Annotated in this window: 22 protein-coding genes and 1 other RNA gene; 13 read left to right on the forward strand and 10 right to left on the reverse strand. The window is 39.7% G+C overall.

What is annotated here, in order from left to right:
• Positions 1 to 78: 78 nt before the first annotated feature.
• From E4661_RS13255 to E4661_RS13270, 4 genes are read right to left on the reverse strand one after another with little or no spacing between them, the layout of a single operon-like run.
• Positions 79 to 804: a head GIN domain-containing protein gene (locus E4661_RS13255; protein ID WP_136467937.1), complete on the reverse strand. Its 726-nt coding sequence runs from the start codon at positions 802 to 804 to the stop codon at positions 79 to 81.
• 37 nt (positions 805 to 841) lie between these two features.
• Entirely contained in the window at positions 842 to 1,933 is a 1,092-nt protein-coding gene (locus E4661_RS13260) for a DUF4097 family beta strand repeat-containing protein (protein ID WP_136468032.1), read from the reverse strand.
• Entirely contained in the window at positions 1,914 to 2,474 is a 561-nt protein-coding gene (locus tag E4661_RS13265) for a hypothetical protein (protein ID WP_136467938.1), read from the reverse strand. Before E4661_RS13265 ends, E4661_RS13260 begins: the two co-directional genes overlap by 20 nt.
• Entirely contained in the window at positions 2,471 to 3,034 is a 564-nt protein-coding gene (locus tag E4661_RS13270; protein ID WP_136467939.1) for an RNA polymerase sigma factor, read from the reverse strand. Before E4661_RS13270 ends, E4661_RS13265 begins: the two co-directional genes overlap by 4 nt.
• Positions 3,035 to 3,378: 344 nt before the next feature.
• Here E4661_RS13270 and lon point away from each other — a divergent pair, with 344 nt between their 5' ends.
• Both lon and cmk read left to right on the forward strand, forming a co-directional pair.
• Positions 3,379 to 5,829, forward strand: coding sequence for an endopeptidase La (gene lon, locus E4661_RS13275; RefSeq protein WP_136467940.1), 2,451 nt, complete (start codon positions 3,379 to 3,381; stop codon positions 5,827 to 5,829).
• A gap of 71 nt (positions 5,830 to 5,900) precedes the next feature.
• Entirely contained in the window at positions 5,901 to 6,590 is a 690-nt protein-coding gene (gene cmk / locus E4661_RS13280) for a (d)CMP kinase (RefSeq protein ID WP_136467941.1), read from the forward strand.
• A 58-nt stretch (positions 6,591 to 6,648) separates the two neighbouring features.
• Here cmk and E4661_RS13285 read toward each other — a convergent pair whose 3' ends face one another.
• The 3 genes from E4661_RS13285 to E4661_RS13295 form a co-directional block, all read right to left on the reverse strand.
• Positions 6,649 to 8,436, reverse strand: coding sequence for an arylsulfatase (locus E4661_RS13285; protein ID WP_136467942.1), 1,788 nt, complete (start codon positions 8,434 to 8,436; stop codon positions 6,649 to 6,651).
• Positions 8,437 to 8,738: 302 nt separating this feature from the next.
• A complete protein-coding gene (locus E4661_RS13290; protein ID WP_136467943.1) occupies positions 8,739 to 10,019 on the reverse strand; it encodes an erythromycin esterase family protein in 1,281 nt (426 codons plus the stop codon).
• 149 nt (positions 10,020 to 10,168) lie between these two features.
• The gene (locus E4661_RS13295; protein WP_136467944.1) at positions 10,169 to 10,549 is read right to left on the reverse strand and encodes a LysM peptidoglycan-binding domain-containing protein; all 381 of its coding nucleotides are present in this window, start codon (positions 10,547 to 10,549) and stop codon (positions 10,169 to 10,171) included.
• Positions 10,550 to 10,809: 260 nt separating this feature from the next.
• Here E4661_RS13295 and rpsA point away from each other — a divergent pair, with 260 nt between their 5' ends.
• From rpsA to E4661_RS13345, 9 genes are all read left to right on the forward strand, one after another.
• Positions 10,810 to 12,642, forward strand: coding sequence for a 30S ribosomal protein S1 (gene rpsA / locus E4661_RS13300; protein WP_136467945.1), 1,833 nt, complete (start codon positions 10,810 to 10,812; stop codon positions 12,640 to 12,642).
• A gap of 115 nt (positions 12,643 to 12,757) precedes the next feature.
• Positions 12,758 to 13,297 carry a bifunctional pyr operon transcriptional regulator/uracil phosphoribosyltransferase PyrR gene (pyrR, locus tag E4661_RS13305; RefSeq protein WP_136467946.1) on the forward strand — a complete coding sequence of 180 codons (540 nt, stop codon included), beginning with the start codon at positions 12,758 to 12,760 and terminating at the stop codon, positions 13,295 to 13,297.
• Positions 13,298 to 13,303: 6 nt separating this feature from the next.
• Positions 13,304 to 14,227, forward strand: a complete 924-nt coding sequence (locus E4661_RS13310) for an aspartate carbamoyltransferase catalytic subunit (protein WP_136467947.1) — start codon at positions 13,304 to 13,306, stop codon at positions 14,225 to 14,227.
• A 4-nt stretch (positions 14,228 to 14,231) separates the two neighbouring features.
• Positions 14,232 to 14,564: a ribonuclease Z gene (locus E4661_RS13315; protein WP_136467948.1), complete on the forward strand. Its 333-nt coding sequence runs from the start codon at positions 14,232 to 14,234 to the stop codon at positions 14,562 to 14,564.
• Complete coding sequence (locus E4661_RS13320; protein WP_136467949.1) at positions 14,561 to 15,466, forward strand: ribonuclease Z; 906 nt, start codon at positions 14,561 to 14,563, stop codon at positions 15,464 to 15,466. Before E4661_RS13315 ends, E4661_RS13320 begins: the two co-directional genes overlap by 4 nt.
• A 299-nt stretch (positions 15,467 to 15,765) precedes the next feature.
• The gene (gene pdxH, locus E4661_RS13330) at positions 15,766 to 16,413 is read left to right on the forward strand and encodes a pyridoxamine 5'-phosphate oxidase (protein WP_136467950.1); all 648 of its coding nucleotides are present in this window, start codon (positions 15,766 to 15,768) and stop codon (positions 16,411 to 16,413) included.
• Positions 16,414 to 16,422: 9 nt separating this feature from the next.
• Positions 16,423 to 16,911 carry a SixA phosphatase family protein gene (locus E4661_RS13335; RefSeq protein ID WP_136467951.1) on the forward strand — a complete coding sequence of 163 codons (489 nt, stop codon included), beginning with the start codon at positions 16,423 to 16,425 and terminating at the stop codon, positions 16,909 to 16,911.
• The gene (gene ppk1 / locus E4661_RS13340; RefSeq protein WP_136467952.1) at positions 16,912 to 18,993 is read left to right on the forward strand and encodes a polyphosphate kinase 1; all 2,082 of its coding nucleotides are present in this window, start codon (positions 16,912 to 16,914) and stop codon (positions 18,991 to 18,993) included.
• A gap of 10 nt (positions 18,994 to 19,003) precedes the next feature.
• The gene (locus tag E4661_RS13345; RefSeq protein WP_136467953.1) at positions 19,004 to 19,891 is read left to right on the forward strand and encodes a Ppx/GppA phosphatase family protein; all 888 of its coding nucleotides are present in this window, start codon (positions 19,004 to 19,006) and stop codon (positions 19,889 to 19,891) included.
• Here E4661_RS13345 and E4661_RS13350 read toward each other — a convergent pair.
• A complete protein-coding gene (locus E4661_RS13350) occupies positions 19,888 to 20,469 on the reverse strand; it encodes a MiaE family protein (RefSeq protein ID WP_136467954.1) in 582 nt (193 codons plus the stop codon). The two genes, E4661_RS13345 and E4661_RS13350, sit on opposite strands and share 4 nt — an antisense overlap.
• Positions 20,470 to 20,812: 343 nt before the next feature.
• Here E4661_RS13350 and E4661_RS13355 point away from each other — a divergent pair, with 343 nt between their 5' ends.
• Positions 20,813 to 22,414, forward strand: coding sequence for a BspA family leucine-rich repeat surface protein (locus E4661_RS13355; protein WP_136467955.1), 1,602 nt, complete (start codon positions 20,813 to 20,815; stop codon positions 22,412 to 22,414).
• A 197-nt stretch (positions 22,415 to 22,611) separates the two neighbouring features.
• On the opposite strand, the gene E4661_RS13360 is transcribed toward E4661_RS13355, so the two are convergent.
• On the reverse strand, positions 22,612 to 24,384 hold the full coding sequence (locus E4661_RS13360) for a DNA polymerase III subunit gamma/tau (RefSeq protein WP_136467956.1): 1,773 nt from the start codon (positions 24,382 to 24,384) through the stop codon (positions 22,612 to 22,614).
• Between the two features lie 107 nt (positions 24,385 to 24,491).
• On the opposite strand from E4661_RS13360, the gene rnpB reads away from it, so the two are divergent.
• An RNA gene (gene rnpB / locus E4661_RS13365) (RNase P RNA component class A) lies at positions 24,492 to 24,796 on the forward strand.
• Between the two features lie 48 nt (positions 24,797 to 24,844).
• Here the strand turns inward: rnpB and E4661_RS13370 are convergent.
• Positions 24,845 to 25,411 (reverse strand): hypothetical protein, encoded by a 567-nt coding sequence (locus E4661_RS13370; RefSeq protein WP_136467957.1) that lies wholly within the window; start codon positions 25,409 to 25,411, stop codon positions 24,845 to 24,847.
• Positions 25,412 to 25,469 lie beyond the last annotated feature (58 nt).

The following is a 25,469-nucleotide window of genomic DNA, read 5'->3' on the forward strand; positions in this document are numbered from 1 at the left end:
TTTTCGTTTTTTGATTGGGTATAAACTCCGCAATATATTTAGCCTAGGGAGAAACTGATGAAATTTCCCCTAAAACTCTTACCCTTTGCTAATATCACCCGAACCTGAAGCTACACTCTTTACTTTATCAGGGTTTCCTCTATAATGGATGTCTCCTGAACCAGAAACCTTTGCATTTAGAGACTGATGTACCGTAACTTTTATGTCGGCTGAACCAGAAACTTGAGCGTTTACATTTTCGGCCTCCAGTTCATAAGCGCTTATGTCCCCGGAACCGGAAACTTGGACATCAAAATCTGTGGTCCTTCCATCAAGCCTGATATCGCCCGAACCGGAAAGAGCTGCACTTACACTTTGTGCCTGTACCTCCAAGGTAATGTCACCTGAACCGGACATTTTTGCACTGAAATCATTAGCTTTTAAAGGAGTTTTGCCTACGATATCACCAGATCCTGAAAGTGCAACAGCATTTATGCTCTCCACAGGAACAGTAACATGAATACCACCATTCCAGTTGGAAGGCTTAAGGTTCACGCCCTTTTCCACCTTAATGACCAATTTTCCATTTTTAACCTCTGTTTTGATATATTCCAATAGGTTGGATTCTCCTTTAAGAGACAATTCCCCTTCCTTTCCATCAACTAGTTCTACATCAAACCAGCCGGACAGTGCAACCTCGTCGTAGTCACCAACAGAACGTTCGATTGTAACGACATCTCCGTTTCCTTTGACTCTTTTACCCCATTGTGCATTGGTTACAGCGGCCATGGACAGTGCGATACCTAGTGTGATTAATTTTTTCATGATTGTGTTTTTTAGTAATTGTTTTTTGAATTGATTTTTAGTTTTGATAAAAAGTTATCCCTCCGTAATCACTGGTGATGTAAATTACATTGCCAGAATTATCGCTACCGTAATAGCCGTTATAATATTTTTCACTGGATTTTTCCTTACTGACTTGAATTTCGAAATCGCCCATTCCACTAACACCGGCATACTCTGTGGTAATGTCAAAATCAAAATGATATCCAGGATTATACCCAATTTTAATACCCGTATAATCGGTTTTGATGTTTACATCACCTGCATCGGGGGCCATTTCGCCAATTTTTAAAGACCCATAATCTGAATTTATGCTTACGTCTCCATGAACCGTTCCTAATTTTACTCCGATGTAGTCCCCATTTCCATTGACGTTTTGGACTTCTTTGGCCTCTATGGAACCATAATCACTAGCGTATTCCAAGTTTTCCATTTGATGGATAACAGCATTGGTATAATCCGCCTTAATGTTCAAGTTTCCTGCCTTTTCAATGGTAAACCCTGAATAATCGGCAATGATTTCTGCACTGTTGATATATTCAAATGTAGAACGCGAGGTGTAGTCGAATCTGAGCTCATTGTTTCTTCCATGGAGTTCTCCAACATCTATTTTACCATAATCGCAGTTTATTTTGGCATGCCCGTCGATTCTGTCCAAATAAATATTTCCATAGTCATTACTTAAATGGACGCTATTTTTCACTGGTAATTTTATGGTATAGTTGACCTGGACATTAACGTTGTTTCGTTTTCCCCAATTCCATCCCCAACTATTGCCTTTATTGCCAAATAAAGTCCTTGCTGAAACCAAGCTGCTACTATTTTCAAAATCGACATCAATCTCGTTCAATCTTTTTTGAACCCTTTCTTCATTGTTTCCGTTGGTTTTAATATGTACTTCCACAACAACTCTATCCTCGTTCCAAGAAGTCAGGTTTAGGTTTCCGTAGCTGTTTTTTACTTTGAAAAGGGCATCAGAATTTACATTAAACTCTTTTTTTATGGTCTTTTCTTTGGTGTACCTTCCCTTTAATTTTCCTGTATTAGCAACAATCACCAGTGGTACAAGCAGGAATGCAAGAAGGGCATATTTATATAGTAATGTTTTCATCATTGTATGATTTTAAATTCTTAATGTTTTCAATATTGGTCAATACTTCCTTGAGTAAATCTATTCTGGTTTGGAAATTTGTAATCATAGCATTGAGTATGATCTTGCTATTACCCCCATTTACAAGTTCTTGCTCCAGATGCTGGTAATTGTCTTCCAATTTCTTCAATTGAAGCAAAGTGTCATCTACTAATCGAGCAGTTTCTGGCGATTTCATCTGCTTCAACTCCTGAACCTGTTCTTCAATGAGGTTGGCAAAATAAAACTCGGTCTGTGAAACTTCGGGTGCAATCTCCACCACTTGTTCTTTAAGGCTTGGTTGACTACTGAACACTTTGAGCCCCAATGCGCAGATAAGAACGACCGAGGCTGCTACAGAAAATGGCTTCCACCAATTTGTTCTCCTCTTTTGAAGCGTCACAACCCCTTTAGATTGGTTCAATTTTTCCAAAAACCGGTCTTGATGTCCACTGGTAGGTTCTTCAAGGTCAAAACCTCCCTGAAGCCTTTCGAACAACTCATCCAAATTATCCTTGCTCATAATACTGCCTTTTGGTTCAACTTTTTTCTTAAACTTTCCTTAGCCCTTGAGATTGTGGTTCTGCAATTGGCGTAACTAATGTTCATAATATCACTGATTTCTTCGTAATCATAACCTTCGATTAAATGTAAGGTCAAAGAAACTCTGTAATTGTCTTTTAAACTTTTCATGGTTTCCATCACTTTTTGAGCCTTCAGTTCCGTATAACCATTGTGATTTAAAGCAACTTCATCATTATCTTCGACCTTGTACATTACTTCATCCAAATCCACAGCCTTTGTTTTTTGCTGCTTTCTGTAATGATAAATACTGTTGTTGATCACAATTCGCTTTAACCATGCCCCAAAGGTGACATCCCCTTTAAATGTGTGCAGTTTAGTGAACGCGTTCAAAAATGATTCCTGCATCACATCTTCAGCTTCCGCCGTGTCTTTTACAATCCTAAAAGCCGTGTTGTACATTGCTTTGTAATAGCGATTGTAAATTTCCAATTGTGCACTTTGTTTTCCTTTTAGGCACGATTGAAGCAGTGCATCAGTATGTTCATTTTGGTGGCTCAAAAAATGAATGGTTTGTCTTATAGATTGATGAATTTATCAATTGTTACACTTTTGGACGAAATTGTTTGTAATAAATGTTGCATTTTGATTGGAGGATATTCAAAAGGCAAAGGTGAAAAGGTTAGGGAGTAAGGTGCTTAACAAACAGGATAAAAAATAATTTTTCACTAAAAACCATTAACCAATAACCAACCACCACCTTGGCACAAGAATTGCCTTTATACCTATGAAAAAAGGCCTGATCAATCTTGTATTACTTACTTTTAGCGAGTTACAAGAAAATTGGGCGGATGAAGAAATGAAAAATTAAGGTCATTGGTGACAAAATGACCGAAACTGATGATATGGGAGAAATAAAAATTTCAACTTTTGACAATATGTCCCTGCAGGGTTTGGATGAGGATGCCGAATTGATACCCTTGCTTACGCCTGAAGATGAGGAGGAAATGAACAGGGAGAACCTTCCGGAAACACTTCCTGTACTGCCTTTACGCAATACTGTGCTTTTTCCAGGAGTAGTAATTCCAATTACTGCGGGAAGGGATAAATCCATCAACCTTATTAAAGATGCCAATAATGGCACAAAGACCATAGGTGTTGTCTCTCAAAAGGATGAAGAAGTAGAAAACCCTGGTGTGAAAGATATTAATACCTTGGGTACAGTGGCGAGAATTCTTCGGGTACTTCAAATGCCTGATGGTAACACAACCGTAATCATTCAGGGGAAAAAACGATTCGAGATTGATGAGGTCATAACCGAAAAACCATATTTTACGGCAACCGTAAAGGAGGCTCAGGAAGCACGACCCGATGAAGATAGCAAAGAGTTTGTGGCAATTATTGATTCCATAAAGGAACTGGCCTTTAAAATTATCAAAGACAATCCTAATATTCCGAGTGAAGCTACTTTCGCCATTAAAAATATTCAGAGCAATTCGTTCTTGATCAACTTTGTATCCTCCAACCTTAATTTAAGTGTTGCCGAAAAGCAAAAACTTTTGGAGATCCCAGATCTTCAGAAACGTGCTTTGACCACTTTGAAGTACATGAACCAAGAGCTTCAGAAGCTTGAGTTGAAAAATGACATTCAGTCTAAGGTTCGCAGTGATATGGACCAACAGCAACGCGAATATTTCTTGCATCAGCAGATGAAGACCATCCAAGAGGAATTGGGTGGAGTTTCCTATGAGGAGGAAGTTGATGAGATGCGGGTCAAGGCCAAAAAGAAAAAATGGAGTAAAAAGGTAAAAGAGCATTTTGAGAAAGAATTGTCCAAAATGCAACGGATGAATCCACAAGTGGCCGAGTATTCCATTCAACGAAACTATTTAGATCTTTTCTTGGATTTGCCATGGGAAGAGTTCTCGAAGGACAAATTCGACCTGAAAAAGGCGCAACAAATTTTGGATCGTGACCACTATGGTCTTGAGGACGTTAAAAGGAGGATTATAGAATATTTGGCGGTTTTGAAGCTGCGAAACGATATGAAATCGCCCATTCTTTGCCTCTATGGTCCTCCTGGAGTAGGGAAGACCTCTTTAGGAAAATCGGTAGCCGAAGCTTTGGGCAGGGAATATGTACGTATGTCTTTAGGTGGACTTCGAGATGAAGCGGAAATTCGCGGACACCGTAAAACCTATATTGGCGCAATGCCAGGTCGAATTGTGCAAAGTATTAAAAAGGCGGGTACATCGAATCCTGTATTTATTTTGGACGAGATTGACAAACTTTCCAGTAGTCATCAAGGAGATCCTTCTTCTGCGATGTTGGAAGTTTTGGATCCTGAGCAGAACAGTGAATTCTATGACAATTTCTTGGAAATGGGATATGACCTTTCCAAAGTGATGTTCATAGCAACCGCCAATAATTTAGGAAGTATTCAACCTGCTTTGAGAGACCGAATGGAAATCATCAATGTGACAGGCTATACCATAGAGGAAAAGGTGGAAATTGCCAAAAAGCATTTATTGCCCAAGCAATTAAAGGAACACGGACTCTCTACCAAAGATTTAAAAATAGGAAAACCCCAATTGGAAAAAATCGTTGAGGGTTATACTCGTGAATCGGGGGTACGAAGTCTAGAAAAGCAATTGGCAAAAATGGTGCGTTATGCGGCAAAATCCATTGCAATTGAAGAGGATTACAATATCAAAGTGACCAATGATGACGTTGAAAAAATTCTAGGTCCGGCCCGATTGGAACGAGATAAATATGAAAACAATGATGTAGCCGGAGTGGTTACGGGCTTGGCATGGACCAGTGTTGGAGGAGATATTCTTTTTATTGAATCTATTCTTTCCAAAGGAAAGGGAGCACTCAACATTACTGGAAACCTTGGAAAAGTAATGAAGGAATCCGCTACCATTGCCATGGAATACATCAAATCTAATGCGGAAACTTTCGGTATAAATCCTGATGTTTTTGATAAGTACAATGTACATATCCACGTTCCCGAAGGGGCAACACCAAAGGATGGCCCAAGTGCAGGTATCACTATGTTGACTTCCTTGGTTTCTTTATTTACCCAACGAAAGGTGAAGAAAAGTTTAGCGATGACCGGTGAGATAACCCTTAGAGGTAAGGTCTTGCCTGTTGGCGGAATCAAAGAGAAAATTTTAGCTGCCAAAAGGGCACGAATCAAGGAAATTATTCTTTGTGAGGATAACCGAAAAGATATCGAGGAAATAAAGGAAGATTATCTAAAAGGGCTCACATTTCATTACGTGACTGATATGAGCGAAGTGATTGATATTGCAGTGACCAGTAGAAAGGTGAAGAACGCCAAGAATCTCTAAACTATTGTCCTCCTGGGGACTTTAGAGGTGTTTTTTGAAATCTTTTATCCACTTCTCCTTATTTTTACTCCATGCGAAAAATCACCATAGCCATAGATGGATACTCGTCTACAGGAAAGAGTACCATTGCCAAGCAACTGGCCAAAGCTCTCAACTATATTTATGTGGATACTGGAGCCATGTATCGGGCAGTGACCTTATATGCTTTGGAGAAAAGCTATGTTGGGGAAAATGAAAATCTTGAGGGATTGGTTCAAGATTTACCCAATATCCACCTAAAGTTTGTTCCCAATGCCGATTTAGGCATTTCAGAAATGTACTTGAATGGGCAAAATGTGGAAAAAGAAATCCGAACCATGCGGGTTTCAGGTCAAGTAAGCAAGGTGGCAACCATTCCAGAGGTACGACACAAATTGGTGGAAATGCAGCAACGAATGGGTGTTGAAAAAGGCATTGTGATGGACGGAAGGGATATTGGAACCGTGGTTTTTCCCAATGCTGAACTAAAAATATTCATGACGGCCTCCCCAGAAGCACGTGCCACTCGTCGCTATAAAGAACTGTTGGATAGGGGAGAAGAAGTCACATACGAAGCAGTGTTGGAAAACGTTCAAAAACGAGATTATATCGATTCCACCCGTGAAACATCACCCCTGCGCAAGGCCGATGACTCCATTGAGTTTGATAATAGTGATATGGGACTCGAAGAGCAGTTTGAGCGGATTCTTAATTTTGCCCAACGGGTAATTTTAAAGAAGTAAGATTTCTTTTTTTGCTTTAATAGTTTGCTTGCCTCTCAAAGAAGTGCTCAAAACTTTTTTATTTAATGTGTTCTAAAACGAGTAATCGAAAATCTATGAATTTTGAACCTTTCATTTCTGAAGCTTTCAAACAAATAGATTGAAGTCCTTTGTCCATGTTCAGTACTCCCATTTCTAAGGCCTTAAAGTCTTTTTCGAACGATTCTTCTCTCTCGGTACGATCAAATTCTGCTCCTATAAATGGTGAATCATGCGCTTGCGTTATCATGGTTTGAACTTCATTTTCACCTTGTTTCAATAACAGCGTAGATCCGATTGCGGATGCTTCACATGTGTAGTAGATTGTTGCTTTGTATTTGCCTCTGGCAAGTATGTCGCAATCCCAGGTAATACTATCGCTTACAGTTTTCCAATTGGTAAAATGGGAGGAATTGGGCCATCGGCTTGATCTTGTAATATTGCCATGGGGAACCGCATCGCGAGCTGGTAGGTGTGTATATTTACTTCCCAGAAACCCAACGGGAAATACTTCTTTTCTACTACGATCAAGTTCTCCTAGCACATTGTTCATCCAATTTTTCTTTACTGAGATCAGTTCAGAGAGCAAAGAATCTGATGGTTGTTTGATAATATCTGTTTGTCCAGGATCTGAAGTTAGGTCATACAATTGATTGGAATGATCAAGCATATACCGTTGGTTTCGTACACTGACTTTTCCGTTCCAATGACTGAATACATACCGATCTTTCCAAGAATCTTGTGATTCCCAAAGTAGAGGTTTTAAACTTGTGCCATCCAATGGTTTGCTTAATGGGTTAGAGATATTGACCAAATCAACCAAAGAGGGTAAAATATCAATTGCGCTTGCTATTTTATCAATTTTTTGTGGTTTCAACATGTCTTTCCAATACATGATAAAAGGAGATCGTACTCCACCTTCATCCGTATGGCCTTTTATGCCTTTGAGCCCATCATTCCATCGCCAACCATTGGGTCCATTGTCTGACATATATATGACGATAGTGTTTTCAAGCAGGCTTAAGCTATCCAATTTAGTTACAATTCTACCTACATTCCAATCAATGTTTTCACATAGCGCCAAGGCAGCACGAGTTTTAATAACATTTTCCTTGCTACCGTACCTATGCGTCGAATCAATGGTTGCACCTTTATATTTATTCCACCATTTATCAGGCACTTGCATTGGGCTGTGAGGAGTATTGTATGCCATATAGATGAAAAAGGGTTGACTCTTTTTATTTTGGATGTATTCAAGTGCTTTATTGGTCAAATCGTCAATAATGAACCCATCACTATTTGTGATTTGTCCATTCTTTTCGAGCATGGGATTGAAATAGTTGCCCCAATGACCGGAACAAAAGCCATAGAATTCATCAAAACCTCTATTATTGGGATGATAGGGAGGTTGAGATCCATTATGCCATTTACCAAAAGCAGCTGTATCATAACCATTGGATTTTAAAATGTCAGCTATTGTCTTCTCATCTAGATCCAATCGTTCACCTCCTTGTGAGGTGGAATAGATACCTCCGCGTGGGTGATATCTTCCGGTAAGAATTTCCGCTCTTGTCGGTGAACAAACCGGGCTCACATAAAATCTGGTAAATTGAACACCTTTTTTTCCTAAGTTGTCAATATTCGGAGTTTGTAAATTCAAATTTCCATTGATACCCAAATCACCCCAGCCCTGATCATCTGTTAGAATCAGTACAATGTTCGGTTTGGTTTTGTTTTTGGAATTTATTCGGCATGATTGTAAAACCAGTAAGACGCTACCTAGAATACAAGTTGTTAAACAAATTATTTTTTTCTGTTTTCTTGTCATTTTTCAGATGTATGGTAGCGATGACTAAGTGAAGTTCGGGAATTTCTGATTAAAAGTCCAACAAAGGCTAGAAAACAGAAGGGAGCACCTTAAATTTTAGAAAATTAGAATAATTCGCATCAAGCCTTGGGAAATAAAAAACGGCCAAGCATAAAACCACGCCTAGCCGTGTGTACTGAACTAAAATTAATTTTACAGATTCGGAATTACGAAAATCTGGAATTTATAAATTAAGTCTCGAAGAACTCTGTTTGAGGGTACTTATGATTATTTGCTATGGACAATTCAAGAATAACTGTTTTTTATTCCCGTATAGTGGGGGTGGTAGTTTCAATGTAAAAAAGACCATCGAACACCTTGGGCAAAACAAAAGAATGCTCATTAAAATTAAATAACCTTCCTTTTTGTTGTTGCTTTAACGTGGAATTTTCGGCTAGGTGTCTAAGATCAATCATGGCATAGGGCCAACCTAAATTTTTGATTGACTGCTCAACACTTGACTTGGATGGTTTTGCTATTGACACCCTTTTATCATTCACAAAATTGATAAATTCACCATTGTAACCTGTAAATCCAATAGCATACATTTCTTCGCCAAATTCTTTTTTTAGAAAATGTCCCATAGGTAATACAGGGTTTAGTCCTCGGGCTATATGAAAGTTGTGGGCCCAGATAATTACCTTTTTATCTTTGTGGGTATTCTTTAACAGCCAACTCATATTACTTGCCATTTGCCTGTCTCTGTCCATATCCTCAATATCTCCCCAATATCTTTTTCCTTGAGATTCCAAGCTGTTTATGATTTCTATCCAAAAGCCTGAATTATTCAAAAAACCAGACTCCTTGGGTTTAAAGTTGGCTAACTCCAATTTGAGATTACCTATGACTTTATAAAATTCAGTTTTGTCTTCATCTGTTGTGCTTCTATCCATGTTTATGATATCAGCAATTTTTCTTTCAAAAACTTCCCAGGATTTTTGATTTTGAATAACCGAGTTGTTTTTTTTCAAAAACGTTTTTAGATCTGAAATAAGATATTGTTTTGACTTTTCTCCGGTATGCTGACTATCCATTCCACAAAAAGAAAGTGGCTTTGCGCCTCCCATTTGCTGATCCATATAATTAAACAGTGGTTTTACCTCAGTACTAGTTGCATACATATAAAACATGCTGTTCAATACTTCATCTCTCATTTTTTTACCGGTTAACATATGTTGCCATATTTTGGCACAATCATACATTCCACTTTCAAAAGCCATGACCTCAAAACCCATTTCTTGATGAAGGAACTTGATTAATCTAACCTTGGCTGAATATGTAGAACCTCCTCCATGTGATTGCTCTCCCAAGAGTACAATTCTAGAATCACCGATAATATTTTTTAACGCTATTAAATCAGAAAAATCCGTGTCATTGGGAGAAATGGAGTTTATTTCAACGGCGACGTCTTCAACCATAGAAGGTTTGGGCTGCGCATTTACTTTATTTAAGTGCGAGAAAAATAACAGTATACAGACAATAACAGGAAGAATATTAGTAGTAAGTATGGTTACAGATGGTTTACTGAAATTAAGCTGCCACATATTAATGATTTACTGGATGTATAAAATATCAATTAGAAGTTTAAATTAATCTTTAAAACCATAAGAAAAAAAGGAGGGGTGACTTTTTATAAAGCACCCCCCTTTTATTTTTGTTAAAATCTAACTCTAGTAGATAGCTACGCCATTTTCTAGATATTCGGAATCACCAAAACCTGATCTGGATGAATTACATCTGGATTTTTAAGGATGTTGGTATTCGCTTCAAAAATCTTGTTGTATTTCATGGCATCACCATAATAATGCTTGGCAATTTTACTTAAAGACTCCCCACTTTGAACGGTATGTCTGTGATAAACTGAATCGTCAGAAACGGTAATATTTGCTTTAATATCACTTGGGCTTTGACCGCCAATTTCCTTGATCTTGTCCCAAAGGACGTTTTTTTCATAAGGCGTGTTCGCCTCACCTTTAATCTTTAAAATGCCGGCGTCTTCAGAAACATCACCATTTTTAATGGCCAATTTCTGCCCAAGATCTAAAACTGCTTGGTATTTTGCTTTTACACTCATAATTGCTGTATTAAATTTAATGGTTAATAGTATGAAACAAGATATGGATAAAAGTCACATTTCGTCCCAAATTTTCATTAATTATCGATGAAGATAAACAACTGCCAATAAGGGTTTGTAAAACAAGGAATTAATTGTATTTTTGCACTCCTTTTTGGCAAAGAGACAAGGGTAAAAGGGAATTAAAAATTTAAACATAACAGCTTCCACAGCGATTGTCCAACTCTTGTAGACTCGTGGAATACAAATTAAATCAGCATATGACTGAAGAAAAAGCAAAAGTTGAAGTAGAAGAAACTGCTCCAGCTGTAGAAGTTAAAGAAGAAGTTCAGACCCAACAAGATTCTAAGGAGTTTTTGGAAAGTTTCGATTGGGAGAAGTACGAAGAGGGTATTGAAAAAGTTGATGACAGCAAGTTAGATGAGTTTGAAAAGCTTGTTGAAGCAAACTTTGTTGATACTGCCGATGAAGAGGTAGTTGAGGGTAAAGTGGTTCACATGACAGACCGTGAGGCCATTATCGACATCAACGCCAAGTCCGAAGGAGTTATTTCTTTGAACGAGTTCCGTTACAATCCAGACCTTAAGGTAGGAGATAAAGTTGAGGTACTTATTGATATTCGTGAAGACAAGACCGGTCAATTGGTATTGTCTCACAGAAAAGCAAGAACCATCATGGCTTGGGATCGCGTTAATGCGGCCCACGACAAAGAGGAGATTGTTACAGGTTTTGTAAAATGCAGAACCAAAGGAGGTATGATCGTTGACGTATTTGGAATCGAGGCGTTCTTGCCAGGTTCTCAAATCGATGTGAAGCCTATCCGTGATTACGATCAGTATGTTGGTAAGACCATGGAGTTCAAAGTGGTGAAGATCAACCACGAGTTCAAGAACGTTGTTGTTTCACACAAAGCACTTATCGAGGCTGATATCGAAGAGCAGAAGAAAGAAATCATCGGTCAACTTGAAAAAGGTCAAGTACTTGAAGGTATCGTGAAGAATGTTACTTCTTATGGTGTGTTCATCGACCTTGGTGGTGTAGACGGATTGATTCACATTACCGACCTTTCTTGGAGCCGAATCAACCACCCGAACGAGGTTGTTGAATTGGATCAGAAATTGAACGTTGTTATCCTTGACTTCGATGATAACAAATCAAGAATCCAATTAGGTCTTAAGCAATTGGAGAAACATCCATGGGATGCTCTAGGTGATGAGATCAAGATTGGAGATAAAGTAAAAGGTAAAGTGGTAGTTATTGCTGATTACGGTGCCTTTATCGAAGTTGCTGAAGGTGTAGAAGGATTGATCCACGTTTCTGAAATGTCTTGGTCTACGCACTTGCGTTCAGCTCAGGATTTCGTAAATGTTGGTGACGAAGTTGAGGCAGTTGTGTTGACTTTGGATAGAGAAGATAGAAAAATGTCTTTGGGTATCAAGCAATTGACTCCAGACCCATGGACCGATATTACTTCTAAATATCCTGTAGGTTCTAGACATAAAGGAATCGTAAGAAACTTTACCAACTTTGGTGTGTTTGTTGAAATGGAAGAAGGAATCGACGGATTGATTTATATCTCTGATCTTTCTTGGACCAAGAAAATCAAGCATCCAAGTGAGTTTGTTACTGTAGGCGATACTCTGGAAGTAGAAGTATTGGAATTAGATGTTGAAGGACGTAAGTTGAGCCTTGGGCACAAGCAAACTACTGAGAATCCTTGGGATAAATACGCTGAGGAGTTCGCAGAAGGAACTGTGCACAAAGCTGCAATTGCAGAGGTTGTTGACAAAGGAGCTACCGTTAACTTTAACGATGACATCGTAGGATTTGTTCCTTCACGTCACATGGAGAAAGAAGACGGTAAGAAACTTGTTAAAGGAGAAGAAGTTGATTTCAAAATTATTGAATTCAACAAAGACTTCAAACGAGTGGTAGCTAGTCACACAGCTATCTTTAGAGAGCAAGAAGAACGTAATGTTAGATCTGCTAAAAAGCGTTCTTCATCTTCGGATGAAGCTGCACCAACACTTGGTGATGCAAATGCTCAATTGCAAGCATTGAAAGATAAAATGGAAGCTGACGCTAAAAAGTAATCAAGCTTCTTAATATAATTGGAAAGCCCCGTTGGTAACATCGGGGCTTTTTTATGCCCATTTCATTCTAAAGAATTGTTTACTTTTGCATACAACTGAGTCGGTCGCATAGCATATGAGTCAAAAAGTACTTCTTACCTCCAAAGAAATTAACATCATACTGCACCGTTTAGCCTGTCAACTTTTAGAAAACCACTTAGATTTCTCTAATACCGCTTTAATAGGTATTCAACCTAGAGGGGTTTTTTTGGCAGAGCGATTAGCCAAGATTTTACGGGACGAGTACAAGGTCAAGAATATAGAGCTTGGCTTTTTGGATATCACTTTTTATAGGGATGATTTTGGAAGAGGGGATAAAACCCTCAAGGCCAACACCACTAAAATCGACTTTTTGGTAGAGGACAAAAATGTGGTCTTTATAGACGATGTTTTGTATACGGGAAGGAGTATTAGGGCAGCACTGACAGCTATTCAATCCTTCGGGAGGCCATCTGATATCGAATTATTGACTTTGATTGATAGAAGATTCAGCAGACACTTGCCCATTCAACCGAATTATAGAGGAAGACAGGTAGATGCCATAAATGAGGAAAAGGTGAAGGTGATGTGGGAAGAAAATGACGGGAAGGACATTGTGTATTTAGTAAGCAAATAATAAAAGATGAGTGAATTAAGTGTAGATCACCTGCTGGGGATAAAATATCTTGATAAAAAAGATATCGCACTCATTTTTGAAACAGCCGATCACTTTAAGGAAGTTATCAATCGATCCATAAAAAAGGTGCCTACGCTTCGGGATACCACGATCGCCAATATCTTTTTTGAAAATAGTACCCGAACGAAACTCTCTTTTGAGTTGGCGGAAAAGCGCCTTTCGGCCGATGTCATCAACTTTTCAGCCTCTCAGTCATCCGTGAAAAAAGGGGAGACCCTAATCGATACAGTAAACAATATCCTATCCATGAAAGTGGATATGGTGGTGATGCGCCATCCTAACCCAGGAGCAGGTATATTTTTATCAAAACATGTAAAAGCTTCCATCATAAACGCGGGAGATGGGGCTCATGAGCACCCTACACAAGCCTTGTTGGATTCTTACTCCATTCGAGAAAAGCTCGGGGACATTGGTGGAAAGAATGTCGTGATTGTAGGAGATATTTTGCACTCTCGGGTGGCCTTATCCAATATTTTTGCCTTAAAATTACAGGGAGCCAATGTAAAAGTTTGTGGCCCAAAAACATTGATTCCAAAACACATAGAATCCTTAGGGGTGAAGGTCGAAACCAACCTGAGAAAAGCTTTGGAATGGTGCGATGTGGCCAATATGCTTCGCGTTCAGAACGAACGTATGGATATCAGCTACTTTCCCTCCACAAGGGAATATACCCAACAATTCGGGATCAATAAGCAATTGCTGAACAGTTTGGACAAGCAAATTGTTATCATGCACCCCGGTCCAATTAATCGAGGGGTAGAAATCACCAGTGATGTTGCAGATTCAGATCAATCCATTATCTTAGAGCAAGTAGAGAATGGAGTAGCCATTAGAATGGCAGTGATTTATTTATTGGTAGCAAAAAAATAACAAGATGATTTTCGACAAGGACGGAACAACAACCATTGTTTTCCAGGAGAAAACCTCGCTTTCCACCTTTATGGAAAATTTACAGAAGGCCTATCCAAAGTTAAAGCATGATAATATTGTTGTGAACCTATTTTCTTTCAGTAAGCTCACAGCTGGCGATATATTGGAGTTTTTGCAAATTTCCAATACCCATAAAAAAGCCAACAAGTCCTTTATTTTGGTCACGAACAAGGTCAGTTATGAGGAAATTCCGGATGAGATTACTGTGGTCCCAACGATTCAGGAGGCTAAGGACTTGATTGAAATGGAAGAAATAGAACGGGATTTGGGAATATGAAGTTGACGATTCTCGGATGTTATTCCGCCACTCCCCGAACTTTTACAAATCCAACCGCCCAGGTCCTCGAAATTAGAAACCACCTTTTTTTAATTGATTGTGGGGAAGGTACCCAGGTACAGTTAAGGAAAAATAAGGTTAAGTTTTCCAGGATAAAGCATATTTTCATTTCACATCTGCATGGGGATCATTTTTTTGGATTACCAGGCTTAATCTCCACTTTTAGACTCTTGGGAAGGGAATCGGAACTGCACATCTATGGGCCAAAAGGAATTAAGGAAGCCATTACCTTGTTTTTAAAATTAGGGGATTCTTGGACCAACTATCCTTTGATTTTTCATGAACTGGAAAGTAAGGAATCCATGTTGATTTTCGAAGATGATGCAGTCAGTGTTGAAACCATTCCTTTGAATCATAGGGTATACACCAATGGATTCTTATTTAAAGAAAAGCCCCAACCTCGTAAATTGGATATTGATGCAGTCGCCAAATATGAGATTGACCGAAGTCAATACAACAATATTAAAAATGGGGCAAATGGTGTTCAGGAGAATGGTCAGGAAGTTTCCAATGTCGATTTGACCCATGACCCGCCAAAGCCCAAAAGCTATGCTTTTTGCAGTGATACGGTTTATAATGAAACCATTTTACCCATAATCGAAAATGTGGATTTACTGTACCATGAGTCCACTTTTTTAGAGACTGAAGCGCATTTAGGCACCAAAACCAAGCACACTACGGCCAAACAGGCTGCGCAGATTGCAAAGAAGGCCAATGTAGGAAAGTTGGTTCTAGGGCATTATTCCACACGATATAAATCGATAGAGCTTTTTAAAGAAGAGGCTTCCCAAGTTTTTTCCGAGGTGGAATTGGCTGATGATGGCAAATCCTTCGAGATTTAACAGGGTATATATTCCGTCCAAATAGATTAAATTCTTGCGGAGCTTATTTAGTTTGACACAAATTGCACAAACTTCATCAAACTGATATTTTACTCAACCCTCAACCCTCAACCCTCAACCCTCAACCCTCAACCCTCAACCCTCAACCCTCAACCCTCAACCCTCAACCCTTTTTTCCTTATTTACAATAACAATTGGTGCTAATTTGTGGGATTCGTGTCAAACCGTAAACAAAAGCCATCTTACCTTTTTAATCTCCTTTCTTTTGCTGAAATTTGAAGGTAGCAACAGCAGGCCAAATGCAAAAGGATTTAAGCAATTACAGAAAGTCTTACGAGAAAAGTGAACTGACGGAAGGTTCCATTAAGGAAAACCCTATGGAACAGTTTCAAAAATGGTTCTACGAGGTTGAAGCAACAGATGGATTGGACGAACCCAATGCCATGACGATATCTACTATCGGCCTTGACGGATTTCCAAAGAATAGGGTAGTGCTCATGAAAAAGTACACCCATGAGGGCTTTATTTTTTATTCTAACTATAAAAGTGAAAAAGGAAAAGCCTTAAATGAAAACCCTGTGATCTGCCTTTCATTTTTTTGGCCCAATCTAGAACGCCAGGTTATCATCAAAGGAAAGGCAGAAAAGATTGCGGAAAATCTGTCTGATGGATATTTTGAATCCCGACCCGTTGGAAGCCAACTCGGAGCTGTGGTCTCTGATCAGAGTGAGGTTATTTCATCAAGGGAGGTACTTGAGGAGAAATTGAAAAATCTAGAAGAAAAATATGAGGGAAAGGAGATTCCTAGACCTGAACATTGGGGAGGATATTTGGTGAGACCAGTGTCTTTCGAATTTTGGCAGGGCCGTCCTAATAGATTACATGATCGAATCCGATATACCCTTCAGAATGACTTTGATTGGAAAATAGAGCGTTTGGCCCCATAATTTACAGACATGAAAAGAATCATACTGATACGACACGGAAAATCCTCTTGGGACTATCAAGTTTCAGACAAGGATCGACCTTTGAAAGAAAGAGGGATTAACGATGCCCATCTGGTGGCTGAGAAGTTCAAAAAGAAAAAGGTTGAGATTGATTTTGCTTTTTCCAGTCCGGCCAATAGGGCCTTGCATACCAGTATGATTTTTTTGAGAAACATAGACTATTCTTTAAATCAGTTTATGGTGGCTGAGGACTTATATGATTTTTCGGGGCAGGGAGTTGAAAGGTTCGTCCAAGGTTTAGATAATAAATTTGTCAACATTGTGATTTTTGGACATAATTATGCCTTTACATCCCTTGCAAATACTTGGGGAGATCAGTATATTGACAACGTTCCTACAGCGGGCTTGGTACAAATTATATTTGATACCAATGATTGGTCCAAAATTTCAAAAGGAACCACAGAAGAAATTATTTTTCCAAAACACTTGAGAGGATAAATGGTAAAAACCAAAAACGAATACGTAAACAGGGAAATCAGTTGGCTGCATTTTAATGCAAGAGTACTTCAAGAAAGTGCGGATAAACGGGTTCCTCTGATTGATAGGCTCAGATTTCTTGGGATTTTCAGTAACAACCTTGATGAATTTTTCAAAGTAAGATATGCTACGGTCAAACGTATTGTTGATGCAGGAAAAAAGGGGAAGAGTGTTCTCGGAGGCGAGAAGGCCAAGGATCTTTTGGAAGAGATTACCAAAATTGTGATTGGCCAGCAGGCGAGGAGTCTCGAAATTTTGAATAGTATAGACGAAGAGCTGAAAAAAGAAAACATTTTCATTATAAATGAAAATGAGGTCAACGAAAATCAGGCAGAGTTTATCAGGGAATACTTCTTCAAGAAGGTGAATCAGGAATTGATGACCATCATTTTGAACGATTTGACCGAGTTTCCCTTATTGAAGGATACAGCAGCCTATTTGGCAGTGAAAATCGTGATGAAACATGATGAAACTTCCGACTCAAATGAAAAAAATCGTTATGCACTAATAGAAATTCCAAAAGGAATTGATCGCTTTATTGTGCTTCCAAAAGAAGGTGACAAGAATTACATCATCATTTTGGATGATTTGATTAGGTATTGTTTAGACAGCATCTTTACAATGTTTGAATTCGAATCCATTTCGGCCCATATGATTAAAATTACCCGCGATGCCGAACTTGATATCGACAATGATCTTACCAAAAGTTTTATCGAAAAAATATCCTCCAGCGTCGAGCACCGGAAAATAAGCGATCCAGTACGTTTTGTTTACGATAAGCAGATAGATAAGGATACCCTTCAATTCCTAAAGGAAAAAATGAACATTATCGATACGGATAGTGTGATTCCAGGAGGACGATATCATAATCGACGTGACTATATGGGGTTTCCAAGCTTGGGTAGACAGGATTTAATGTACAAGAAGATAGAGCCTCTTCCGGTGAAAGGACTAAGTATGACAGGAAGTCTTTTGGAAATGATCGCCCAAAAGGACTACATGATCTATACACCCTATCACACCTTTAGTTATGTGACCAAGTTTTTAAGGGAAGCTGCCCTAGATCCCAAGGTCCGTAGCATTAAGCTAACGGTTTATCGTTTGGCCAGCGATAGTCAAGTTGCCTCCGCCTTGATTAATGCAGCGAAAAATGGTAAACAGGTAACGGTACAAATTGAGCTCCAAGCTCGTTTTGATGAGCAGGCCAATATCAAGTATGCCAATCAATTACAGGCAGAAGGTATAAAATTGATTTTCGGCGTTCCAGGACTAAAGGTGCACAGCAAAATTTGTCTGGTCGAAAGAGAAGAAGCGGTGGGCCTAAAAAGGTACGGTTTCATCAGTACTGGTAACTTTAATGAGTCAACAGCTAAAATTTATACCGATTATACGCTGTTTACCGCTCATGAGGGAATATTAAAAGACATGAGCAGGGTTTTCGAATTTTTCGAGACCAATTATAAGATCAACAAGTACAAACACCTTATTGTTTCTCCGCACTATACAAAATCAACCTTTATCAAGCTCATTGATAACGAGATTGAGAATGCGCGAATGGGTAAGGAAGCCTATATCAAAATCAAAATGAACAGCTTTACTTCCTATAAAATGGTTGATAAGTTGTATGAAGCAAGTAATGCGGGAGTGAAAATACAATTAATAATTCGTGGTGTTTGCTGTTTGATTCCCGGAGTTGAAGGAATGAGTGAGAATATTGAGGCCATAAGCGTGGTGGATAAATTTTTGGAGCACCCTAGACTGTTCATCTTTGGTAATGGGGGTGACCCAATGGTGTATATTTCATCTGCAGATTGGATGACGAGAAATTTGGACTTTAGAGTGGAAGTGGGTTGCCCAATTTATGATGGAGGTATTAAGCAGGAACTATTGGATACATTCGATATTTCATGGAGGGACAACTTCAAAGCCCGGGTTTTCTCCAAAATGCAGGACAATGCATACAAAGAGAAAGATGATTCAGAATCCGAATTAAGGTCTCAATTTGCACTTTACGACTATTATCGAGATAAGTTAGAATCCTAAGAACTTAGTGTTGAAAATCAGAAAATTTGCCGCAATTGATATTGGTTCCAATGCTATTCGATTGCTGGTGAATAATGTCATCGAGCACAAGGACAAACCGGTCACCTTTAAAAAAAGCGAGATTATAAGGGTGCCCGTACGTTTAGGGGAAGATGCTTTTACCAATGGTGTAATATCTGAACATAACCTGAACAGATTGGTCAAGGCTATGAAATCCTTTGATTTGCTGATGCAGGTTTACGGCGTGGAAAAATATATGGCGTGCGCTACTTCGGCCTTGCGCGAAGCAAAAAATGGAGAGCGAGTTGTTGAAAAAGTCCTTAAAGACACAGGAATACAAATTGAAATCATAGATGGTAAGCGGGAAGCCTCCATCATTGCTTCTACGGACCTAAAGGAACTTATCAAAAAAGACCGATTTTACCTTTATGTGGATGTTGGTGGGGGGAGTACGGAGTTTACCATCTTTAAAGATGGGAATGTTCTGGTTTCCAAATCCTTTAAAATAGGAACGGTGAGACTTTTGAACGACTTGATGAGTGAAGCAGTTTGGAAACAATTACAAGATTGGATTACCGAGTACTTACCTGAAAATGGTAAAGTCGAAATTATCGGATCAGGTGGAAACATCAATAAACTGCACAAAATGTCAGGAAGAAAAATGGACCAACCGCTGTCCTATATTTGGTTGAATGCCCAATATCATTTTCTAAATAGTATGGATTATGACGACCGAATTTCCGAATTGGGATTGAATCAAGATAGGGCCGATGTAATCATTCCAGCTTCCAGAATATTTTTATCCGCCGCTAAATGGAGTGGTGCCAAAAAAATACATGTCCCCAAGATTGGTTTGGCCGATGGAATGATCAAAACGCTATACTACGAAAAGGGTTAACCATGCATGGTCTCCCTTTTACCTAGATTTTCCATGAGTTTGGCCTCATACTCTAGTAATTGCTCCCACTTTTGGTCAACTTCTTCCCGGTTCCCATATTTTCTTGCGAATTTGAGGAACATAGTATAGTGGTTGGCCTCGCTTACCATTAGGCTTCGGTAAAACTCCGAAAGTTCTGCATCGTCCAACTCTTCAGAAAGTAACCTAAATCGCTCGCAACTTCGTGCTTCTATCAAAGCGGCATACAACAATCGGTGGATTAAATGGGTTTCTCGGCTTCCCCCTTTAGGAAAGAACTTCATCAACTCCAATACGTACTCATCCTTTCGTTCACGCCCCAATACCCATCCACGTTTTACTATTTTGTTGTGGACCATGTTAAAATGCCCCATTTCTTCACGAGCCAAGGCCGTCATTTCCTTTACGAGCTCCGATTTTTCAGGAAACCCAATAATAAGTGAAATTGCAGTACTTGCTGCTTTTTGCTCGCAATACGCATGGTCGGTTAAAATTTCTTCAATGTTCTTTTCAACGATATTTACCCATCTGGAATCTGTAGGTAGTTTAAGACCAAGCATAGTTTAAAATTTAAAATGCAAAGATAGGGGTATTATGTAAAGAGTTATGAGTTGCCAATGGTCAGATATCAGAATTCTGAAATCAGCTTTAACACTTCTCGATACGCTTCGCACTCGAAGTGACGACAAACCTCAAAACACTCAATCAATTTGTGGTATTCGTGAAATTCGTGTCAGTCTAATCCTTTACCATTTATCCGAAGTTTTTCGGCGGTCGTAGCCAAGCCACTTTGGCGAAGAAGGCCCATCCGTCAACCCAAACGGGCCATCCGTCAATTGGCAGGCCAAAGCCATTGATCACTATCCTACTTTGGTGGCCGTTAACCGATTAAATCTTACCAAAATGAAAAAAATTGCAAACCTGGCGCTGTATCTACTTTCTGGAACCCTTTTGTTCTTGGCCTGTAGCAAGGACGACCCCGACAAACCGACTCCCGTAGAGGAGGAGAACACGGCCCCCGTGATCAAGGCACAGACCTTCACCGTTATGGAGGACGCCACCGTTGATGCCTCCGACGAAGATGGCGACCAACTGACCTTCTCGATCACCGTGAACGACAACGCTCTGTTCGCCATAGACAATACCGGAAAGATAACCTTGGCAGAGGGCAAGGCGCTTGATTTTGATACCACCCCATCCCACACCATCACCGTACAGGTAGAGGACAAAGAGGACAAGGCCTCCGCACAGATGACCATAAACCTGACCGATACCAACGACATTGCGCCCGTGTTCGAAGAGGAGGGCTACAACTTTGAGGCCTTTGAGGACATTGCCCAAGATGTGGTCATGGGCACCGTTGCGGGCTCCGACCCAGAGGGCGCCCCTGTCACCTATAAGATCACAGCAGATGAAAACGAACTCTTTGCCATTGATGGGAACACTGGGGAAATTACCCTGGCAGCAGGCAAACAGCTCGACTTTGAGGCCTTTGAAGGCTCGGAACCCGTACACAACATAGTTGTACAGATCAGCGACGGGGAGCTTACCGCTGAGGTAAATGTGGCCATTACCGTTAAGAACATTGTTGAAACCCTGGCAGAAGATCCAAATTCCTTTGTGACCACTTGGGAGACCACCGGAGCGAATGAAAGCATCGATATCGGGATACACCACGATATTTATGAATACAATTTTACAGTGGATTGGGGTGATGGCACCGTGCAAGAGCTTAATTTCACAGATCAGAACTCCTTCTTCCACAGCTATGAAGCTCCGGGCACATATACTGTAGCCATTTCAGGGGATTTTCCAGGGTTATTGGCATACATAGGAGACGAAGACAAGCTAAAAAGTATAGAGCAGTGGGGCTCCATTGAATGGCAGAGTATGAGTAGAGCATTCCGTGGATGCACCAACATGGTTTATAATGCAAAAGATATACCCAATCTTTCACAGGTCGATATATTTAGTGAAATGTTTCGTGGTTGCTCTAACTTTAATGGTGACCTGAGTGGCTGGAACCTAAACCAAAACATCATATTTATGATAGGTATGTTCTCTGAAGCATCTTCTTTTGAGGGCATAGGGTTGGAGACCTGGAATACCCAAAACGCAACCTCTATGGAAAAAATGTTTCGAAATGCGGCCAAGTTCAATGCTGATATAAGTGGTTGGAATACCGGAAAGGTCAGTAGTATGGAGTCTATGTTCAATGGAGCCATTGCATTTAATGGCGATATAGGGGATTGGAAGACCCAAAATGTGACAACCATGCAAAATATGTTCACTGGTGCAACTGCATTTGACCAAAACCTGGGCAATTGGGATATTTCAAGTGTGACCAATATGGAGAATATGCTGAACAATACGGCAATGTCCAATGAGAACTATGGCAACACCTTGATAGGCTGGGCCACCTTGGACGAGGATGCGGGTGAGACACAGATACCTATAAATATTTCTTTGGGGCCGATGGACTTGAGTATTGTTTGCTTAGCTTAGGTCATATTAAAAGGGACGAACTTTTTAATCAATATGGCTGGGCCTTTTTTGGAGATACTGGTGTTGATTGTGATTAAACACATATCCATTATAAGGGACACCGTTGGCTCGGGCTTGCGGTGTTTCTTTTTTAATGGTCAGTAGTCAGTAGTCTGAAATCTGATGTCCGAAGTCTGATAACCGACATCTGAATTGAACTAAAAATCCAAATCAAACTCTTTTCTAAGGAGGTCGATAGCTGGATTCTTTTCTTTTAGCTTTTGATACTTTTCTTCAGGAGTAAAAGCAAACTTTTTGGCTACCTCCTCGTTCACAGTAATGTGCAAGGTAATGGAATAGTTGTTGAGCTTTTCCTTGAGGTAATTCATCATCAGGCTTTGCTCGCGCTCAACTTCTTTTTTCATGGAATCATTGGGAAGCTCAATCCAAATGGTATGCTCGTTTTTGAGTTTGGGTACATCGGTCTGAAAATTACTCGCTAATATCTTGCGTCCCTTTTTTTCTAAGTGTTGTACGAAGTCGGTCCAATGCTTTTGCATTTCGGCTTCTTCAAAGGCCTCTTTTGGAAGTTCATTCTCATCAATAGGAGGGGCTTTTTCATTTTCGTGTTCCTTTTTGGCCCTGATACTGGAAAGTGATAGCCCTGAGACCCTATTCCCCTGTGGTTTAAGTTGAATTTTTTTGGGAGTAGAGGTTTCAACCTTCGGTTCTGTTGGTTGTTCCGTTTCTGGCGCCTGAATAGGTTGGACTTGCTCCTCTATTTTTTGTTCTGAAATCGGCACTGAAGCTTGCTCAGGAGTGTATTCAACCTTTGGTTCTTCAACTTTTAATGTTCCTGTGGAAACTGGTTTTTCGGTTGGCTTCGCATTGAAAAACGATACCGGGATTATGGAATCAGAGTTTTTTTTTTCACCATCAAAGGTGATGGAGGCCAATTTCATTAAAGTAAGTTCAACCAGCAACCGCTGATTTTTACTAGTCTTATACTTTAAATCACATTCGTTGGCCATGTCAAGTGCTTGGAGCAAAAAAGCTCTTGAGGTTTTTTTGGCCTGGATTTCGTATTGTTTTTTCACGTCTTCACCAACCTCCAATAGCGAAATGGTTTCAGGATGCTGACATACCATTAAATCCCTAAAATGCGAAGCCAAACCAGAAATAAAATGGTGGCCGTCAAACCCAAGCGACAGAGTTTTGTTGAAAAGAACTAATGCATCCGGAATGTTGTTTTCCAGTATCAAATCTGTTACGGTAAAATAAGTATCGTAGTCAAGTACGTTCAGGTTTTCGGTAACAGCCTTGCGTGTCAACTGTTTTCCTGAAAAACTTACCACCCTGTCAAAAATCGACAATGCATCCCTCATGGCACCATCCGCTTTTTGCGCTATAATATGTAAGGCACTTTCTTCGGCTTCAACACCTTGTTGCTCGGCAATATATTTTAAATATTGGGATGCATCCTTAACAGTGATGCGCTTAAAATCAAATATTTGGCAACGCGAGAGTATGGTCGGGATTATTTTATGCTTTTCCGTAGTGGCCAATATGAAAATGGCATGTTTGGGTGGTTCTTCCAAGGTTTTAAGAAAAGCATTGAAAGCCGATTGGGAAAGCATATGTACCTCATCTATGATGTACACTTTATATTTTCCGACTTGAGGAGGTATACGAACCTGATCTATCAAACTTCGAATATCATCAACGGAATTATTGGAAGCGGCATCAAGCTCAAAAATATTGAAGGCAAAATCCTCATCTTCCCTTTCTGTACCATCCTGATTGATTTTTTTCGCAAGGATACGTGCACAAGTCGTTTTTCCGACCCCTCTAGGACCACAAAAAAGAAGTGCCTGTGCCAAGTGATCATTATCTATGGCATTGAGCAGGGTGTTGGTGATGGCTTCCTGGCCTACAACATCCTTAAAGGTCTGGGGGCGATATTTACGGGCCGATACTACAAAGGGTTCCAAATCAGGAAAAATTTGCGTTAGTACAAATATAAAAATAGGAACTTGCAAAGTGATCTAACCTATACTCATGAAGCTATTTTTTATTAACAATTGGTTTACCTTTGCCACTAGCAGGCCACCTTATCGCCGTGTAATGGACAACTGTTCAGGACAGGGAGGAAAGTCCGGACACCATAGTGCAGCATAGCGGATAACATCCGTCCGTTGAAAAACGAGGACCAGTGCAACAGAAAGCAAGTACAGTTAGGCTGTAGTGAAATCAGGTAAACTCTATGCGGTGCAACGCCATGTAAACCAGTGTTTAAGGGTAGCACGCCCAAATTGGAGGGTAGGCGGTTAGAGCTTTTGGGCAACTAGAAGTCTAGATAAATGATAAGGCACGACAGAATCCGGCTTATGGCCTGTTAGCATATAAAAAGACCGAGCTTTAGCTCGGTCTTTTCTATTTTTTAACGTCTTTTTACATTCGTTCAAAAACGGCAACAATGTCCGCTGTGTAGGACAAGGTAATACCATCTTCACTTATTGTGGCTTGCTGGTTTTCTGTCATGACCAAGTTACCATCTTTATCGAAAACAAGACTTATATCTTGATCAAGTGAAACTTCACTTGTATCTATGTCATCAAGATCAAAATTATACAATTGACCATCTATTGTAATCGAATTGGAATCTTCTGAAAATTCGTATGTACCTGTAGTGTCAAGGTCATCAATAGTATTTGTTTGTGGATCAAGTGGCTCGCCATTTACGGTCCCCGTGGTTACCAAATCGTACCCGCCTTCTACAGCATAAGTAGTTTCTGTGAAAGTCAGAGTGTAATCGAAATTTTCCCCAACACTTTTGGTTGAACTTTTTATGGAGAGGCCTGAAAAATCTGTGTCCAAGTCAATATCCGCGTCCAAAGATATCAATGACCAAGTACCAATAAGTGATTCACTATCTACTGGAGTCGTGTCCTCATCTTTGTTACAGGAAATAAATAATAGGGTTACAGCTAACGAAAGAAAAATTTTTGCTGAATTCATGTTTTTTGATTTAGGGTTTATGAATTTATCAAACGCTATATTGACAATGGTATTGCAG

The sequence above is a fragment of the Flagellimonas onchidii genome (genome assembly GCF_004804315.1).
Lineage (GTDB): Bacteria > Bacteroidota > Bacteroidia > Flavobacteriales > Flavobacteriaceae > Flagellimonas > Flagellimonas onchidii.

Excerpts from the sequence above, each read along its gene's own strand:
- E4661_RS13350 (WP_136467954.1), bottom strand. The coding sequence starts at position 20,469 with ATGCTTGGTCTTAAACTACCTACAGATTCCAGATGGGTAAATATCGTT.
- E4661_RS13285 (WP_136467942.1), bottom strand. The coding sequence starts at position 8,436 with ATGACAAGAAAACAGAAAAAAATAATTTGTTTAACAACTTGTATTCTA.
- E4661_RS13255 (WP_136467937.1), bottom strand. The coding sequence starts at position 804 with ATGAAAAAATTAATCACACTAGGTATCGCACTGTCCATGGCCGCTGTA.
- E4661_RS13290 (WP_136467943.1), bottom strand. The coding sequence starts at position 10,019 with ATGTGGCAGCTTAATTTCAGTAAACCATCTGTAACCATACTTACTACT.
- E4661_RS13295 (WP_136467944.1), bottom strand. The coding sequence starts at position 10,549 with ATGAGTGTAAAAGCAAAATACCAAGCAGTTTTAGATCTTGGGCAGAAA.
- lon (WP_136467940.1), top strand. The coding sequence starts at position 3,379 with ATGGGAGAAATAAAAATTTCAACTTTTGACAATATGTCCCTGCAGGGT.
- E4661_RS13310 (WP_136467947.1), top strand. The coding sequence starts at position 13,304 with ATGAGTGAATTAAGTGTAGATCACCTGCTGGGGATAAAATATCTTGAT.
- rpsA (WP_136467945.1), top strand. The coding sequence starts at position 10,810 with ATGACTGAAGAAAAAGCAAAAGTTGAAGTAGAAGAAACTGCTCCAGCT.
- E4661_RS13265 (WP_136467938.1), bottom strand. The coding sequence starts at position 2,474 with ATGAGCAAGGATAATTTGGATGAGTTGTTCGAAAGGCTTCAGGGAGGT.
- E4661_RS13370 (WP_136467957.1), bottom strand. The coding sequence starts at position 25,411 with ATGAATTCAGCAAAAATTTTTCTTTCGTTAGCTGTAACCCTATTATTT.
- cmk (WP_136467941.1), top strand. The coding sequence starts at position 5,901 with ATGCGAAAAATCACCATAGCCATAGATGGATACTCGTCTACAGGAAAG.
- pyrR (WP_136467946.1), top strand. The coding sequence starts at position 12,758 with ATGAGTCAAAAAGTACTTCTTACCTCCAAAGAAATTAACATCATACTG.
- E4661_RS13335 (WP_136467951.1), top strand. The coding sequence starts at position 16,423 with ATGAAAAGAATCATACTGATACGACACGGAAAATCCTCTTGGGACTAT.
- E4661_RS13355 (WP_136467955.1), top strand. The coding sequence starts at position 20,813 with ATGAAAAAAATTGCAAACCTGGCGCTGTATCTACTTTCTGGAACCCTT.
- E4661_RS13260 (WP_136468032.1), bottom strand. The coding sequence starts at position 1,933 with ATGAAAACATTACTATATAAATATGCCCTTCTTGCATTCCTGCTTGTA.
- E4661_RS13320 (WP_136467949.1), top strand. The coding sequence starts at position 14,561 with ATGAAGTTGACGATTCTCGGATGTTATTCCGCCACTCCCCGAACTTTT.
- E4661_RS13315 (WP_136467948.1), top strand. The coding sequence starts at position 14,232 with ATGATTTTCGACAAGGACGGAACAACAACCATTGTTTTCCAGGAGAAA.
- ppk1 (WP_136467952.1), top strand. The coding sequence starts at position 16,912 with ATGGTAAAAACCAAAAACGAATACGTAAACAGGGAAATCAGTTGGCTG.
- pdxH (WP_136467950.1), top strand. The coding sequence starts at position 15,766 with ATGCAAAAGGATTTAAGCAATTACAGAAAGTCTTACGAGAAAAGTGAA.